Source organism: Nodularia sp. UHCC 0506 (assembly GCF_034931045.1).
Taxonomy (GTDB): Bacteria; Cyanobacteriota; Cyanobacteriia; order Cyanobacteriales; family Nostocaceae; genus Nodularia.
In genome coordinates this window covers 7,917-22,919 of sequence record NZ_JAYGHH010000062.1, presented here as the reverse complement: position 1 = coordinate 22,919, position 15,003 = coordinate 7,917, and the positions used below count along the sequence as shown (strand labels likewise).

General features: G+C 41.1%; 11 protein-coding genes and 1 pseudogene. 6 read left to right on the top strand and 6 right to left on the bottom strand.

The annotated features are described in order from the left end of the window. The coding region (locus tag VB654_RS22835) for an aminotransferase class V-fold PLP-dependent enzyme (protein WP_323216111.1) at window positions 1–366 on the top strand (366 nt) is incomplete at its 5' end. A gap of 22 nt (window positions 367–388) precedes the next feature. On the opposite strand, the gene VB654_RS22830 is transcribed toward VB654_RS22835, so the two are convergent. After that, complete coding sequence (locus tag VB654_RS22830; RefSeq protein ID WP_323216110.1) at window positions 389–1,420, bottom strand: cyanophycinase; 1,032 nt, start codon at window positions 1,418–1,420, stop codon at window positions 389–391. Between the two features lie 162 nt (window positions 1,421–1,582). Next, on the bottom strand, window positions 1,583–2,773 hold the full coding sequence (locus tag VB654_RS22825) for a glycosyltransferase family 4 protein (protein WP_323216109.1): 1,191 nt from the start codon (window positions 2,771–2,773) through the stop codon (window positions 1,583–1,585). A 279-nt stretch (window positions 2,774–3,052) separates the two neighbouring features. Here VB654_RS22825 and VB654_RS22820 point away from each other — a divergent pair, with 279 nt between their 5' ends. Further along, window positions 3,053–3,259 carry a hypothetical protein gene (locus VB654_RS22820; RefSeq protein WP_323216108.1) on the top strand — a complete coding sequence of 69 codons (207 nt, stop codon included), beginning with the start codon at window positions 3,053–3,055 and terminating at the stop codon, window positions 3,257–3,259. 160 nt (window positions 3,260–3,419) lie between these two features. Here VB654_RS22820 and lepA read toward each other — a convergent pair whose 3' ends face one another. Continuing rightward, window positions 3,420–5,231: a translation elongation factor 4 gene (lepA, locus tag VB654_RS22815; RefSeq protein ID WP_323216107.1), complete on the bottom strand. Its 1,812-nt coding sequence runs from the start codon at window positions 5,229–5,231 to the stop codon at window positions 3,420–3,422. A 501-nt stretch (window positions 5,232–5,732) separates the two neighbouring features. On the opposite strand from lepA, the gene VB654_RS22810 reads away from it, so the two are divergent. The 4 genes from VB654_RS22810 (at window position 5,733) to VB654_RS22795 (ending at window position 10,722) form a co-directional block, all read left to right on the top strand. Further along, on the top strand, window positions 5,733–5,969 hold the full coding sequence (locus VB654_RS22810; protein WP_323216106.1) for a hypothetical protein: 237 nt from the start codon (window positions 5,733–5,735) through the stop codon (window positions 5,967–5,969). A 176-nt stretch (window positions 5,970–6,145) separates the two neighbouring features. After that, window positions 6,146–7,909 carry a sensor histidine kinase gene (locus VB654_RS22805; protein ID WP_323216105.1) on the top strand — a complete coding sequence of 588 codons (1,764 nt, stop codon included), beginning with the start codon at window positions 6,146–6,148 and terminating at the stop codon, window positions 7,907–7,909. A gap of 174 nt (window positions 7,910–8,083) precedes the next feature. Next, a complete protein-coding gene (locus VB654_RS22800; RefSeq protein ID WP_089089901.1) occupies window positions 8,084–8,314 on the top strand; it encodes a NifU family protein in 231 nt (76 codons plus the stop codon). Between the two features lie 173 nt (window positions 8,315–8,487). After that, window positions 8,488–10,722, top strand: a complete 2,235-nt coding sequence (locus VB654_RS22795; protein ID WP_323216103.1) for a glycoside hydrolase — start codon at window positions 8,488–8,490, stop codon at window positions 10,720–10,722. Between the two features lie 229 nt (window positions 10,723–10,951). Here VB654_RS22795 and VB654_RS22790 read toward each other — a convergent pair whose 3' ends face one another. The 3 genes and pseudogenes from VB654_RS22790 to VB654_RS22780 form a co-directional block, all read right to left on the bottom strand. Beyond that, a complete protein-coding gene (locus tag VB654_RS22790) occupies window positions 10,952–13,093 on the bottom strand; it encodes an ATP-binding protein (RefSeq protein ID WP_323216102.1) in 2,142 nt (713 codons plus the stop codon). Between the two features lie 249 nt (window positions 13,094–13,342). Then, window positions 13,343–13,771: a hypothetical protein gene (locus VB654_RS22785; protein WP_323216101.1), complete on the bottom strand. Its 429-nt coding sequence runs from the start codon at window positions 13,769–13,771 to the stop codon at window positions 13,343–13,345. A 139-nt stretch (window positions 13,772–13,910) separates the two neighbouring features. Then, window positions 13,911–15,003, bottom strand: a pseudogene (locus tag VB654_RS22780) (phage tail protein); the annotation flags it as partial.

The window sequence follows — 15,003 nt, the reverse complement described above, 5'->3', positions numbered from 1 at the left end:
CACCTGAATGGACATCCTACCCAGCGACTAGCGGGAAATTTAAATCTCAGTGTTGAGGGAGTAGATGGGGCGGCTTTATTGTTAGGTTTGCAGCCAATAATGGCAGTTTCTTCTGGTTCTGCTTGTTCTTCAACCAGCACAGCACCGTCTCATGTACTAACAGCTTTGGGACACTCGGAAAAACTAGCTTATGCTGCGGTGCGGTTTGGAATTGGGCGGTTTAATACTGCTGAAGAAATAGACACAGTAGCACAACAGGTAATTTCTACTGTTCAAAGTTTACAGCAGATTGAATCTAAAAGCGGGCAAAGTTTGCAGCAGATTGAATCTAAAAGCGGGCAAGATGCCCGCACTACAAGAGGTTAGGAGAATGGTTTCCAAATCCCAATTAATAGGGGTCTGAATCAAACCGCCCGCGTTTGACACTGCGGAGATAATAACCTCTGGTTGGTAGATTCCTTAAATTGAAAGTATCGCCACGGGGAACTCGCCAAATTTTGTAGTCGTGAAAGGTCAGGGGTGTTCGGGGTTGACAGACTTCTGGGAGATGGTCTCCGAAGACAAAATATGCTGCACCTCTACCCATGACTTTCGCCATACCGTATTTATCCACAACAACGGATGTTTCTTCGCTAATGGCTATACCTAAAGCAGTTTTCGATACGCCATCCTGTATTTGACGAGCAATAAAAGCCATAATTCGTCCCATTCTTTTGCGTCTGTCAAAATGGGTATCAATGATGGTTCCCCTTAAATGACTCCAGGGGAAAAAGTTATAAGTGAAAGTAATGTCTTGATAAGGGTCTTCAAGGGCTTCTCTGGTTTCGATACCTTCTTCTGAGGAAGCGCAAGCGTCGTAGACGTAATCACTTTGAATCATTGCACCCGCGCTAGTTCCGCCAATGCCTCCACCTTTGGCATAAACTGATTCAATGGCAGTTTCTAGCTTGGTGTTTTTCCAACTGCGGATATATTCACATTGGTCGCCGCCTGCAAAGAAAATTACGCCAGCATTTCTGACTTTTTCCAGTATATCAGATTTGTTGGCATCTTGGCGATTACTAATGATGAGAGTTTCTACATAGTTCACTCCCTGCATATCATAAATTAACCGATTGTAATCATCGCTACCGTAAGTACGAAGGACGACTACATTAACTTTGGTTGAGTAGTCAGTAGATCCCCTAACTTGATTAATCATCCACTGAATTGCTTCCTCTACGTCGGGGCCGCCACCACCTAAAATATGCACAGGGCCGGCTAAGGGACTGGTGAATGGATGACGTAAATCTAAAGTCTTGTCTTGGAAGTTGGGTTTCAGGAATGCTGTGAGATGGGATATGATTTCGGCTCCCATCTTCTTCCATAAGGTTCCTATATTCTTTAACCACTTTGCTATGCTTGGGAATACCTTGGTCATACTAAGCTACTGGTGCAAACCACGATTATTGCTAACTCTCGCACCAGAAAGGGGTAAATTTCCAGCGTATAGGGATTGTACTGTTTTTTTACGCCAAATAATCTAGAGTAATCTTTAATTCTCTCCGCTATGTTACCAAAATCTCCGCATTTATTGTCAGTTTTAATGCCAAACAACTTGCGATCGCTCTTGTACGACGCGGTGATAAACTGTTTCTGTTTGCTTGGCTAATTTTGTCCAGTTGAAGCGTTGCGCTAAATCTTTGTAAGCATTATCAATCAGCCATTGGCGATAACCAGGATGTTGCAAAACCTCTAAAATGCCCCAAGCGAGAGAATGAGGATTATTTACCTGGGTAACAATGCCTGTTTTTGTATGTTGCACTACTTCAGGAAATCCGCCTGTATCTGATACTACCACTGGAACGCGAGAGGCAAAGCTTTCTAACGCCACAATACCAAAGGGTTCGTAAAGACTGGGAAATACAGCACAGTCAGCAATAGTTTGAAATTTATCTAAGTATGTATCAGAGAGGAATCCTGTAAAGTAACATTTGTGTGAAATTCCCAAAGCCCAAGCTTGCTGCTGGAGTTGGTCAGTGTTTCCACCACCAATAATCACAAATTTTACATGACCTGCCATTAAAGATAACACTTGAGGCGCAGCATTAAGTAATACAGATACGCCTTTTTCATAAGTCATGCGACCAACATAATAAACAATTTTTTCATCGTCTGCGGCAAATTGGCGGCGAAAATCTTGAGCATGAAAGCCTTCGTCGTGCTGTTTTTTTTCTGGTCGAATCCCGTTATAAATAATATCGATTTTGTTACCAGGACTGTGTAGCGTTTGTTCTATCTCTCGCCGCATATAGTCTGTACAAACGATAATTCGCCAAGCGTTATAGGCGAGCAAATATTCTTTACGATGAATATAATTTTGGATGTCAGTGTGAATTCCGTTGTGTCGCCCGTATTCAGTGGCGTGGATGGTAGCAATGAGGGGGATTTTAAAGTTATGCTTTAAGGCGATCGCAGCATCTCCTACTAGCCAATCATGAGCATGAATTAAATCAAAAGGGCCTTCCTCCAGAATCAACTTTCCACCGTGATGTCCCATACTCTGGTTTAAATTGACTATCCAGTGAAAAAAGTCATTACTATGGGACACTGAGACTCGATGCACTTTTATCCCTTCAACCACCTCATACATCGATGCTTGACCAAATTCTGAGGTAATCAGGTGAATTTCATGTCCTAGATTTACCAGTTCCGGGTATAACTCCGCCACATGACGGGAAATTCCGCCAACTAACCTCGGTGGAAACTCCCAACTCAGCACCAGTATCTTCATTTACTAAAGTCTCCAATACCCTATAAATATCTAAAAATACAAAAATGGCAATTGTAGTGAGTATATTTACTACAATTCTTGGATAGAGATAATCAATCAAAATAACACAACCAGAGAAAGAGGAGAAAAATCTTTCTGCTTTTTAGTATGGTTTTGATTTCATGACATCAATAATTTTTTCACCTTGACTTCAAAGGTAAACACTGTAAGGAATATGGTTAGTTGAAATTTACCGACCAAGTTGCATAGACGGCTTAATTGATATAAACAGATACAGTGATGTCACAGTCACAACAGCAAGAAAACCAAATTGTGCGGAATTTACAGATATTACTGCAAATTAGGGAGTACAAAGTGGGAGCTAAAAATCGCTCAAATCAAAATTTAACTAGACATAATCAAACTACAACACCAGGAAAGCTAACACAAAATTGTAGAGGTTATGTAGGTCTGGTTTACACTCAAACAAGCGCAGAAAGTAGGTAGTAATTTGATGTACTGTGGAAATTTTTTTTAACTGCGTAAGTAACAAATCGTTAGATTGGATGATGGATTTGTAGGGGCGGGTTTACAGAGATGGGCATTTTTCTAGAAATAACTTCACTGAACCCACCCCTATTAAGTTTCTGCTGGGGTTTGCGGTCAATCAACTTTGATCTAATCGCAGCACTGCCATAAAAGCTTCCTGGGGTACATCCACTGTCCCTACAGATTTCATTCGCTTTTTACCTTTGGCTTGTTTCTGCAAAAGTTTCTTTTTCCGGCTGATGTCGCCACCGTAGCACTTCGCTAGTACGTCTTTCCGCAAAGCTGGGATGTGTTCACTGGCAATAACTTTACTACCAATTGATGCTTGAATTGGGACTTTAAATTGATGGCGCGGAATCAGTTCTTTGAGTTTTTCGGCCATTGACCGTCCCATGTTATAGGCTTTATCTCGGTGAACAATCATCGCTAAGGAATCAACGGGATCGCCGTTAATCATGATATCCAGCTTCACCAAGGGATTCTCACGGTAGCCAATGATATGATATTCCATGCTGGCGTAACCGCGCGATCGCGATTTCATTTGGTCAAAAAAGTCGGTGACAACTTCCGCCAAAGGTAAATCATAGGTCAGAGTAGTACGTCCTTGGGCAAGATATTTCATATCTTTGAAAACGCCCCGCCGATTTTGCGACAATTCCATCAAACTGCCAACGTAGGTTTCCGGCGTAATCATTTCTACTTGGACATAAGGTTCCTCAATTTTTTGCCGTTCATTGGGAGATGGTAAGCGGCTGGGATTGTCTATATACAGTTCTTCACCCGCAATTGTGATTACCCGATAAACTACTGAAGGGGCTGTAATAATTAAATCCAGGTTATACTCTCGTTCTAAGCGTTCCTGGACAATTTCCATGTGCAGTAATCCCAAGAACCCACAACGAAAGCCAAATCCCATAGCGCTAGAGGTTTCTGGTTCGTATTTCAGCGCCGCATCATTGAGTTCCAGTTTTCCTAAAGCTTCCCGTAAATCTTCAAACTGGTCAGCATCAATGGGGAACATTCCACAAAATACCATTGGTTTGGCTTCTGTGTAACCCGGTAAGGGTTCTGAGGCTTTAGCTTTAGTTAAGGTGATTGTGTCTCCCACTCGCGCATCGGCTACAGCTTTAATAGCTGCGGCAAAATAGCCTACTTCCCCAGCGTGGAGTTCTTCAACTTGCATTTCTGTGGGAGAAAGTACGCCTAACTCGTCAATGACATATTCTTTGCCGGATGCCATCAAATAAACGCGATCGCCTTTTTTAATTGTGCCATCCATCACCCTAAAATAGACAATTACACCTCGGTAGGTGTCGTAATAGCTATCAAAAATCAATGCCCGTAAGGGTGCATCTAGGGTATCTTTGGGTGGTGTGATCCGCTCTACAACTGCTGCTAAAATTTCATTAATGCCAATGCCCTCTTTGGCAGAAGCCAGAATCGCACCACTACAATCTAAACCAATAATTTCTTCGATTTCGCTAATTACCCGGTCTGGTTCTGCCCCAGGCAAATCGATTTTGTTTAAAACCGGAATAATTTCCAGGTCATGTTCTAAAGCTAAATACAAATTAGCTAAAGTTTGCGCCTCTACACCTTGAGACGCATCTACCACTAACAACGCTCCTTCACAAGCCACAAGGCTGCGGGACACCTCATAAGAAAAATCCACATGACCCGGAGTATCAATTAAATTTAAGACATACTCCTGACCATCCTTGGCCTTGTAATTCATCCGGGCAGCTTGCAGCTTAATTGTAATGCCGCGCTCCCGTTCAAGATCCATGTTGTCAAGGAACTGTTCCTTCATTTTGCGCTCATCTACAGTGCCAGTGGCTTGCAGTAAGCGATCAGCGAGGGTAGATTTCCCGTGGTCAATGTGAGCAATAATACAAAAATTGCGAATGCGATCTGCGGGAACATCAGTCATATACTATCTTTGCTGAAGCAGCAACCAAAGTTAAACAAGAAATTTACTTCATATATTTTAATGCTTTCTTAGCCAAGCAGCTGTTCTGGGGGAATTAATCCGTTTTTTTCTCTGTGGCATCCCTGTTTTTGCTCGACTGCACCAATTTTAGATTTGGGATTTTAAAAAATATATATAAAGTCTATTTTACATGATGGGATTGACCAACCAGGAGCGTACAATAAATATATATAAGTAAATAATGTAGGTATCGTAGACTGTTACACTGCGTAACTGCCTATAACTACTGATTTACTCACACTAACTCTGGAGCTGTTGTCTAGCGAATTTGATCACATTTACCATTTAATACCAAGTGCTGTTACTTTGGTGGGATTTTGGGGAACTATCTGATTGTGTAGTAAATTTGCACTTTAACGGTAGTGATTAAACTCATCCGAATGGTACATAATCACCGCACGACAAAGCTTTAGAGGCAACAATCTCTGAGTATAGAAACCTATGAATATGAAAGAGAAAGCTACCGGAGCGGAACACAGACAAGCCGACAAGGTAGAAATCGCTGTCCGCCTGGACTCGGAGTTACTAGAGCAAATTCAGCATTTAACCAATGATCCCAGTAAGGTGATTGAAGTGGCAATTCGTCAATGGTTGCGCGGCGAGATTCACAGAGATGATGAACTGACACGCACCCCTCGTCGCATACCTGTGCCACCACGGGGTGAATGGAATGATTGAATCGTAAACAATCTGTAAATAGAACATGAAAAAAATGTAAAGATTGTCAATCTAGGTTCAATAAACGCCAAAATACCTAATACAAGGATGCCAAAGCTGTAATAATTTACGCCAAATATTTTTACTAGCTTGAGCAGAACTGCTTTGAGTTGCCATTTGTCTATCCAACTCGATTAATGACTATTATTGCTAACTCCCAATTGCCTAACATATTTCCCCAGAATTTAGACTACTCGACAAATCAAACCGATGGCTCCTTGCCAAATATCGGTTCCGAGTTGGTGTACACGCAAGATGGGGCAGGACGCTACATGACATTTTATTGGCAGCGTAGCGAACTGATAGGGTTAAATTCTCAGCAAATAGTTCATCAGTGCAATGAGGACGAAGGTTTTGTTCCTGTAGACAATGTTGCGTACTTGGAACGGTTGCATCGGATTTTAAATAGTTTGGTGCCGGAGAAGTTTCAATGCTGGTTTAGCTATGGCCAAAAATTGTTTGAGTTGGAGTTGGTAATTTCCCCGATGATGCCGCAATTAGGAACTAGTGCCACTACAGTTTTAGTAATGGGACGGTTACTGCAAGCTAAACTCAACAAACCAGAAGTGAAGTCAAAACCACCAGAACTCACAAAGGTAGAATTGGCTTTGAGTTTAGTGCGTCACACTGGACGAACGCAGCAATACCAGAAACTGCTAAATAAAATTACCAGAAATATTCGACGGACATTGGATTTAGATGTTATTTGGCAACAAACAGTTGACAGCTTGGGAAAAGCGCTACGGCTAGAACGCTGCATTATCTGCCCTTACCAGCCTTCTAGTTCTATAGTCCGGGTGATAGCAGAGTATCACCATCCAAAACGAGCTTCGGTGCTTGGCTTAGAAATGGATGTAACTTCTGAGCCAGCCTTTACTCAGGCATTAACAACCCTAGAACCCATCGTCATGGGGGGAACGGGGTATAATTTGTGTCCCCAAAGCAAAATGTTAGTGATAGCTACAAGCCATCAAGACCAAGCCAACGGACTGATTGGCATCAGTCTGCGAGATGAATTTCATCCGTTGACAGATACAGAACTAGAACTAGCCAAAGAGTTTGCCGATCAGTTGGGTACAGCGATCGCTCATGCTACTTTATACAAAGAACTAGAAGCAGCCCGTCAAAAAGCCGAAGAAGCCTCTCGCCTCAAAAGTGAATTTCTGGCTAATGTATCCCATGAAATTCGCACCCCCCTCAACGGCATGATCGGATTTTTGAAACTGATTTTAGAAGGTATGGCAGATGATCCTGAAGAACAAAATCAGTTCATCTTAGAAGCCCATCATCTATCAATACATTTACTAAATATTATCAACGATATCTTAGATATAGCCAAAATTGAAGCGGGCAAAATGGAGCTAGTTTGCTCTCCAGTCAAGCTAAATGAGCTATTTGAAGATGTGGAAAATTTTCTGCGTCCCCAAGCCGAATCAAGAAATCTCAGCTTGCGGATGGATACACTTCCCACCTCTGATGAAATTATTGTTCAAGGTAATTTCCAACGGTTGCTACAAGTCATGCTCAACTTGGTGAATAATGCGATCAAATTCACCCAAGAAGGGGGCATCACCGTCAGCGCTGATTTAGTCTTAAAAAAGGTGAAATTTCAAGACCAGGAATTCCCCGGAATGGTGAGGGTAAGAGTCGCCGATACAGGGATTGGTGTTTCCCTGGATAAACAAGACAAACTATTTCAATTATTCTCTCAGGTGGATGGTTCCCGGACTCGGCAGTACGGTGGCACAGGGTTAGGACTGGCAATTTCCCAAAAACTCATAGAGGCTATGGGAGGTGAAGTACATTTTTACAGTCTCGGTGAAGGACTTGGTTCAACAGTCACATTCACAGTACCTCTGTATCAGCAACCAGTCTTAGTTTCTGCTAATGATATTGATTGAAATTATTGATGTTTGCCCTGTTAATATACCAGCAGGTGTTCCTTAGCGAGTCATCAATACATGACTATGAGCTATTCAACTTTAATCAACACACAATATAGGGACAATTATATCTAAAATTAAGTTAACTAACTTTGAATATCAAAATTTTCCTACCCAAAGAGGCCTGACACAATGGAATTGACAATTGAAAACGTCGAAACAGTCTTAGATGAAATGCGCCCTTATTTGATGTCTGATGGCGGTAACGTGGAACTTGTAGAACTTGATGGGCCAATTGTGAAACTGAGATTACAAGGTGCTTGTGGTTCTTGTCCTAGTTCTGCAATGACCTTGAGAATGGGTATTGAACGTCGTCTCAAGGAAATTATTCCTGAAATCGCAGAGATTGAGCAAGTAATCTAGATGCCGCAGGGCGGAAGTTAAAAGTCAAAAGTCTTATCTTCTGGGCTGTTCATTGACTGGGAATGGTAGGTTTAATTCCGCCGTGCTGTCTTAGTGGCTAGGGTGATGGGGAAAACGGGAATAACCAATGCCCCATACCCCATTCCTTGTTTTCTATTTCCTGATTATTTACTATGTCTCATCCATTACATATCGCTTTTATCTGGCATCAACACCAGCCGCTGTACAAGTCCCCTAACAGCGGCGTTTCGCTTTCTACTAGTCAGCATTACCGCCTACCTTGGGTACGATTGCATGGAACCAAGGATTATTTAGATTTAATATTAATGCTGGAAAAGTATCCCAAGTTACACCAGACAGTAAATTTAGTACCATCCCTAATATTACAACTGGAAGACTATATTGCTGGGACTGCTTTTGACCCATATCTCACAGCTAGTTTGACACCTGATGCCCAAATAACTCAGGCACAACGAGAATTTATTATCCAACACTTTTTTGATGCCAATCACCATACTCTGATTGACCCCCATCCCCGTTATGCCGAGTTGTATTACCAAAGACAGGAAAAAGGGCAAGCTTGGTGTTTGGCTAATTGGGAATTGCCAGATTATAGTGATTTGCTGGCTTGGCATAATTTGGCCTGGATTGATCCTTTGTTTTGGGATGACCCGGAAATTGCTGCTTGGTTGAAACAAGGTAGAAACTTTACTTTAAGCGATCGCCAGCGCATATATTCTAAACAAAGAGACATTCTTAGCCGCATTATCCCCCAACACCGGAAAATGCAAGCAGCAGGGCAACTAGAAGTTACCACCACTCCCTACACTCACCCAATTCTGCCCTTACTAGCTGATACTAACTCTGGACGAGTAGCAGTGCCTTCTATGACACTACCTCACCAGCGTTTTCAGTGGGTAGAAGACATTCCCCGGCATTTGCGTAAAGCTTGGGAATTATATACAGAGCGTTTTGGGCAAGAACCACGGGGTTTATGGCCTTCAGAACAATCAGTCAGCCCGGAAATTCTGCCCTATATTATTAAACAAGGCTTTCAGTGGATTTGCTCAGATGAAGCAGTTTTGGGGTGGTCTTTAAAACACTTCTTTCATCGGGATGGGGCTGGGAACGTCGAGAAACCAGAATTATTATACAGACCCTATCGCTTAGAAACTCCCGCAGGGGATTTAGCAATTGTCTTTCGTGACCACAGATTATCAGATTTAATTGGCTTTACTTACGGTGCAATGCCGCCACAACAAGCAGCAGCTGACTTAGTGGGACATATACAAGCGATCGCTAAAATGCAAAGAGACAGCGACAGCGAACAACCTTGGCTAGTCACCATTGCTTTAGATGGGGAAAATTGCTGGGAGTATTATCCCCAAGATGGCAAACCCTTTTTAGAAGCATTATATCAAACTTTAAGCAACGAACCCCATCTCAAACTCGTCACAGTCTCCGAATTTCTCCAACAATTTCCCGCCACTGCAACCATTCCTGGAGGACAGCTGCATAGTGGTTCTTGGGTAGATGGTAGCTTCACCACCTGGATTGGAGATCCCGCCAAAAATCGTGCCTGGGACTACCTCACCCACGCCAGAGAAACACTAGCCAAACATCCCGAAGCCACCGAAGAACACAACCCAGCCGCATGGGAAGCTTTATATGCTGCCGAAGGTTCCGATTGGTTCTGGTGGTTTGGTGAAGGACATTCTTCCAATCAGGATGCCATTTTTGACCAACTATTTCGAGAACACCTGTTAGGAATCTACAAAGCCTTAAATGAACCCGCACCATCTTATCTCAGACAACCATTAGAGGTTCATGAATCACGAGCTAGTCATAGGCCAGAAGGGTTTATTCATCCAACCATTGATGGTAAAGGTGATGAACAGGACTGGGACAAAGCCGGACGCATAGAAATCGGTGGGGCGCGGGGAACTATGCACAATAGCAGTTTGATTCAGCGACTTTGGTATGGGGTAGATCACCTAAATTTCTATGTGCGAGTGGACTTTAAAACTGGTGTTGTCCCAGGAAAAGATTTACCAGAAGAATTAAATTTATTGTGGTTCTATCCCGATAGGACAATGCACAATAGCCCCATTCCTATCGCAGATGTACCAGATATCGCGCCGCTTAATTACCATTACCACCACCATCTAGAAATTAATTTACTCACACAATCGATCCAGTTTCAGGAAGCTGGAGAACATTATCAATGGCATCCCCGATTTAGTCGCGCCCAAGCAGCTTTCAATGATTGTTTAGAAATTGCCATACCGTGGGCTGATTTGCAAATTTCGCCAGATTATCCCCTGCGTCTAGTTTTAGTCTTAGCCGATGAAGGACGTTACCGTGATTATGTACCAGAAAATGGTTTAATTCCCATTGAATCACCATAAATCACCCCAGCAGTAGAGAAAAAATATTGGGTGAATAAATTCTCTAGTGGACTGACAAGCCTAAAATAGTGCATTAGTTTGGAGGTAAAATAGCGCTAAAGCGCAACTACGAACATTTTTTATTGCAACATTTTAAGCTTGCCATGTCAGTAGATTAGACGGCTATAAAAGTTTGGATAACACTAAAAATATATTACCGTCGTCACCCACTTTGAAGGCTTAAAATTAGTCAAGTAAAATTAGTGACAAATTCTTTATCTTTGAGAATTTTACCCATCTTTTGATATTCACGACGTACCGCTAGAATTAAGTGAGACATTTGAATTTCATTGCTATCATCAGCAGCCAGAAAAGCAGCAGCTAAAGCAATATTACGAATATTTGCCCCTGTTAATTCAAAATTACGGGCGAGAAAATTTAAGTTTAAATCAGGACTACAAGGTAAATTTTCAGGAAATATTTTCTGCCAAATTTGGTATCTTTGCTTTTCATTGGGAAAGGGGAAATCAATTATAAATCGCAGTCGCCGCACAAAAGCATCATCCATATTCATGCGAAGATTGGTTGTGAGAATGGTTATGCCTTCATACTCTTCCATTTTCTGCAATAAATAACTAATTTCTAAGTTAGCATAACGATCATGGGCATCTTTCACTTCACTGCGCTTACCAAAAAGAGCATCAGCTTCATCAAATAACAGAATAGCATTAGCGCTAGTCGCAGCAGTAAAAATCTGATTCAAGTTTTTTTCTGTTTCCCCAATATATTTACTCACAATTTGGGATAAATCAATTTTATATAAATCTAGTTGTAATTCTTGGGCGATGATTTCCGCCGCCATTGTTTTTCCTGTTCCTGGGGTTCCAGAAAACATGACATTTAGTCCTTTACCGTGTGATAATTTAGCGGCAAAACCCCACTTTTCCCAGACTAAATGCTGATGCTTGACTTGATTACAAATTTCTCGTAATAAATTCTTTTGATTATCTGGTAATACAATATCTTCCCAAGTATACTTGGGTTGAATGTGGCGAGCTAGGCTGGCTAAATCATTTCCTGATAAGCTTCTGCACGCAGTAAATAAATCAGTTAATGTTATTTTTTCAGTAAACTCTGATACCGCAGTTTTCCAGGCGAGTTGATTAGTAGCGGTGGCGACAGCATTAGCAATTTGTGCAGAGGTGAGACGAAAGCGATCGCTCAGACTATCCAATTCTATATTATCCAGGGTAATATCTGCCCCTTGCAAGTAATTTTGCCAGTAAAAACGACGCTGTTCAAAATTTGGCATGACAAAAGGAATGGTGATCACGTGCGTATTTACCCCAGCTTTAACACCAGAGAGAATGGTAATTATAGGATATGATTGCAACTGCTGGACAAAGCTATCATATAAAATAGTGTTTTCTTTAATTTGCAAAATGTCTAAATCTTCTATATAAAGCAAAGCATTTTTAAACCAAGCTTCCCGGAATAATAATTTGATATTCGTTGTAAATTCGGCTTTAGCTTCCACAATGCGCCCCAATTCTGCTATCAATAAAGGTACTCGCAATAATTGAGCGATCGCTTCAGCAGTATGAGTTTTTCCTGCTTTATCTTCACCGGAAAAATATAAATTTAGGGGTTTACCTGCTTGCCAATTAATAGTGATTATAGATATTAAACTGTGCTTAATTTCTGGTTTTAAAGGCAATTCATCTAAATTAAATTTAGGCAAAATTAGTTGACAATAATCAAAAAGTCTGCTGTCAATTCCCGGTTCTCCTAATAATACTTGAATAACTTGGGAATCGAGTTGAATATTATGGGCTAGTAGGGGAGGATTTGTTTGATGAGATTCTGGGTAAAGGTGCAGCAAACCATGACGAATTAGAGGCGCATCAGTACTAAAATGAACCCGTTTGGTGAGTTTTTCTATGGCTGAACTGCACAGTAAATTTAAAGCTAAATCGACTGTGGGGCGTTTACAGCGTACATCATCTTGGAGATAAGCGTAAAGTTTTTCATAGCGACGGTCTAGTTCTGGGGCAAGTGCGATCGCTATAATATTGACATCGAAATTTGATAAATTAAAATTTGCCTGTAGCCAAGCTATGGGGGAGCCGTCCCAAGCCACATCTGCAAGTAATTTGTCTACATTATCACTATTTTCCTGTAATACAGGTTTTACGGTTTTACTACTTAATAACCTTTCTACCTCTTCCTCCGAAATGTGCATTCCACGATAGGAGCTATTTAATGCTTCAGCACCATAGGTTGAGCGAGCATTGGTAATAGCTTTTTCCAACAATTGATCTAATTGTTGTAAGAAGAGAAGAAGTTGATTGAGGTAAGGAGTATAAAAATTTTTGTCTTCTAACTCAACCATTGTTGATAATTAAGAGGAATATGTTTAGTTTTATGAACCAAGAGGAATAATTCGTGTTGAATGTAGAATTTCCGTATAATATTAGCCTCTACTTTTTTAATGGCGAATGTGGATATGAATACTGGTCATCAAACTTTCTATTTGTCCCAGCAATAAATTGAGAAAAAATTTGACGCAAAATTACAGGAAAACTAACCACTAAGACACGAAGTACACGAAGAAATTAACAGAGAACTGATATTAGTTAATTTATGTTCCTTTGACGCGAAAGTTAGTAGTGATGAAACTCCCAGTTCCAGTATATTGGGGTGTGGTATCGGGAACAGGTCCGCCGGGTGTGGGTTGCTGTGCGGGAACGACAACTTGAAATTTGGCTTTAAATGTACTTCCTTTGAGTAAGACTGGTTTCCCGTTACATTTGGTTCTCAGGGCTTTTTGATTGGGGGCGAGGGAGTCTATGGAAAGGATTCCTACGCCGGGAATGGGATGCGATGGAGTCATATAAGGACAACCAGGAACGATGACGCTTTTTTCATCGCCATCAACACACACCATTTTTTTGTTAATCATGTTTTTACTAAACCCCACTATATTACCAGGAATTACGGTGACAATTGCTTGTCCAAATGGGGGGTTAAACATGGCGATGTCGCCTGTGGTTAAAATATAGTCAGCCATAAATTAATAATTTGTAATTTTTAATATTTCCTGCGGAAACGCTACGCGAACGTAATTCGTAAAAGCAAATAGGGAAAGGAGAAGGTTAATTTATCCTAATTTGTAATTCCTGAACTTCTGCCTTCTGCTTTCTGCCTTTTTAATCTACCCAAGCTTCTTCTGTCATTGTGGCATCCCTGAGCATTTGCGGGGTGACTCTACCAATGATTGTGTTACCTTCTACTCCTCCGTGATTATTCAAGCGACAAAGTTCTAGTACATTCAACCTGGGACTCAAATGAAAGTCTTGTTCCAGAATGACTTGGGAAACAGGTTTTTGATTGAGATTAAAGTTGAGTTTGATGGTGATTTTGCCTGACACTGGGCAGTCATTAACATTGGATAAGACAACATAAAAGCCTTGGGGATTATCTATAAATCTCTGATAGCTGACTTTGTGTTTCCTCCGCAGTCCTTGGGCGGAAAATTCTAAATCGGGCATGAAGGGTCTAAAGGTGGAGGTACAAGATTGCATTCTTAATGTTAAAAGTCTGGCTATTTTCTCGCCTTCTGTTTCTGCTACTCCTGTAAGTTCCACTATTGCTTCTATTTCTATTTTCTTTTTAACTGGGGAATCAAATAATTTAAATTGATAAATTCTTTCTAACCATTGGGAGTTAGGAACTAGCCGCATAGTTGCACCGATTTTAGTCCCAATAAATGTATTACCAATTTTGGTTTCTTGATGGCGACGATAAATTTTTAATTGGGAATTTTCCGCCCCTGTGGGAATTTGCAAGGATGCACCAACTTGATTTCCTAAGCGTGTATTACCTTCCATACTTTGCCATAATGGTCTGGGTTTGTAAATTCTTGATCTGGCATCATGGACTAAATGCATGGTTTCACCAACTCTACCACCAAGGCGAGTATTACCGTCTATCCATTTGATTTGCGGTTGATGAATGTTTAAGGGGGGTTCTTCACTTATATTTAAGGTTTGTTCTGCTTCTGAATCTAGGCGAGTATTTCCCGACATTAATTCTAATTGATTCAGGGGGCGATAAATTCTTAAGTTGGGTTCGAGGTCAAAGGATAGGGAATCAAATATAATGTGGGAATATATTTGCTGATTGAGATTAAAGTTAACTTGAACTGTAATTTTGCCTGTGAGTTGTTCACTGCTCAAATTGGATAAGGCAATAAAAAATCCATCAGGATTACCAATAAATTGCTGATAAAATACAGTTTGT

Excerpts from the sequence above, each read along its gene's own strand:
- VB654_RS22830 (WP_323216110.1), bottom strand. The coding sequence starts at position 1,420 with ATGACCAAGGTATTCCCAAGCATAGCAAAGTGGTTAAAGAATATAGGA.
- VB654_RS22825 (WP_323216109.1), bottom strand. The coding sequence starts at position 2,773 with ATGAAGATACTGGTGCTGAGTTGGGAGTTTCCACCGAGGTTAGTTGGC.
- VB654_RS22820 (WP_323216108.1), top strand. The coding sequence starts at position 3,053 with ATGTCACAGTCACAACAGCAAGAAAACCAAATTGTGCGGAATTTACAG.
- lepA (WP_323216107.1), bottom strand. The coding sequence starts at position 5,231 with ATGACTGATGTTCCCGCAGATCGCATTCGCAATTTTTGTATTATTGCT.
- VB654_RS22810 (WP_323216106.1), top strand. The coding sequence starts at position 5,733 with ATGAATATGAAAGAGAAAGCTACCGGAGCGGAACACAGACAAGCCGAC.
- VB654_RS22805 (WP_323216105.1), top strand. The coding sequence starts at position 6,146 with ATGACTATTATTGCTAACTCCCAATTGCCTAACATATTTCCCCAGAAT.
- VB654_RS22800 (WP_089089901.1), top strand. The coding sequence starts at position 8,084 with ATGGAATTGACAATTGAAAACGTCGAAACAGTCTTAGATGAAATGCGC.
- VB654_RS22795 (WP_323216103.1), top strand. The coding sequence starts at position 8,488 with ATGTCTCATCCATTACATATCGCTTTTATCTGGCATCAACACCAGCCG.
- VB654_RS22790 (WP_323216102.1), bottom strand. The coding sequence starts at position 13,093 with ATGGTTGAGTTAGAAGACAAAAATTTTTATACTCCTTACCTCAATCAA.
- VB654_RS22785 (WP_323216101.1), bottom strand. The coding sequence starts at position 13,771 with ATGGCTGACTATATTTTAACCACAGGCGACATCGCCATGTTTAACCCC.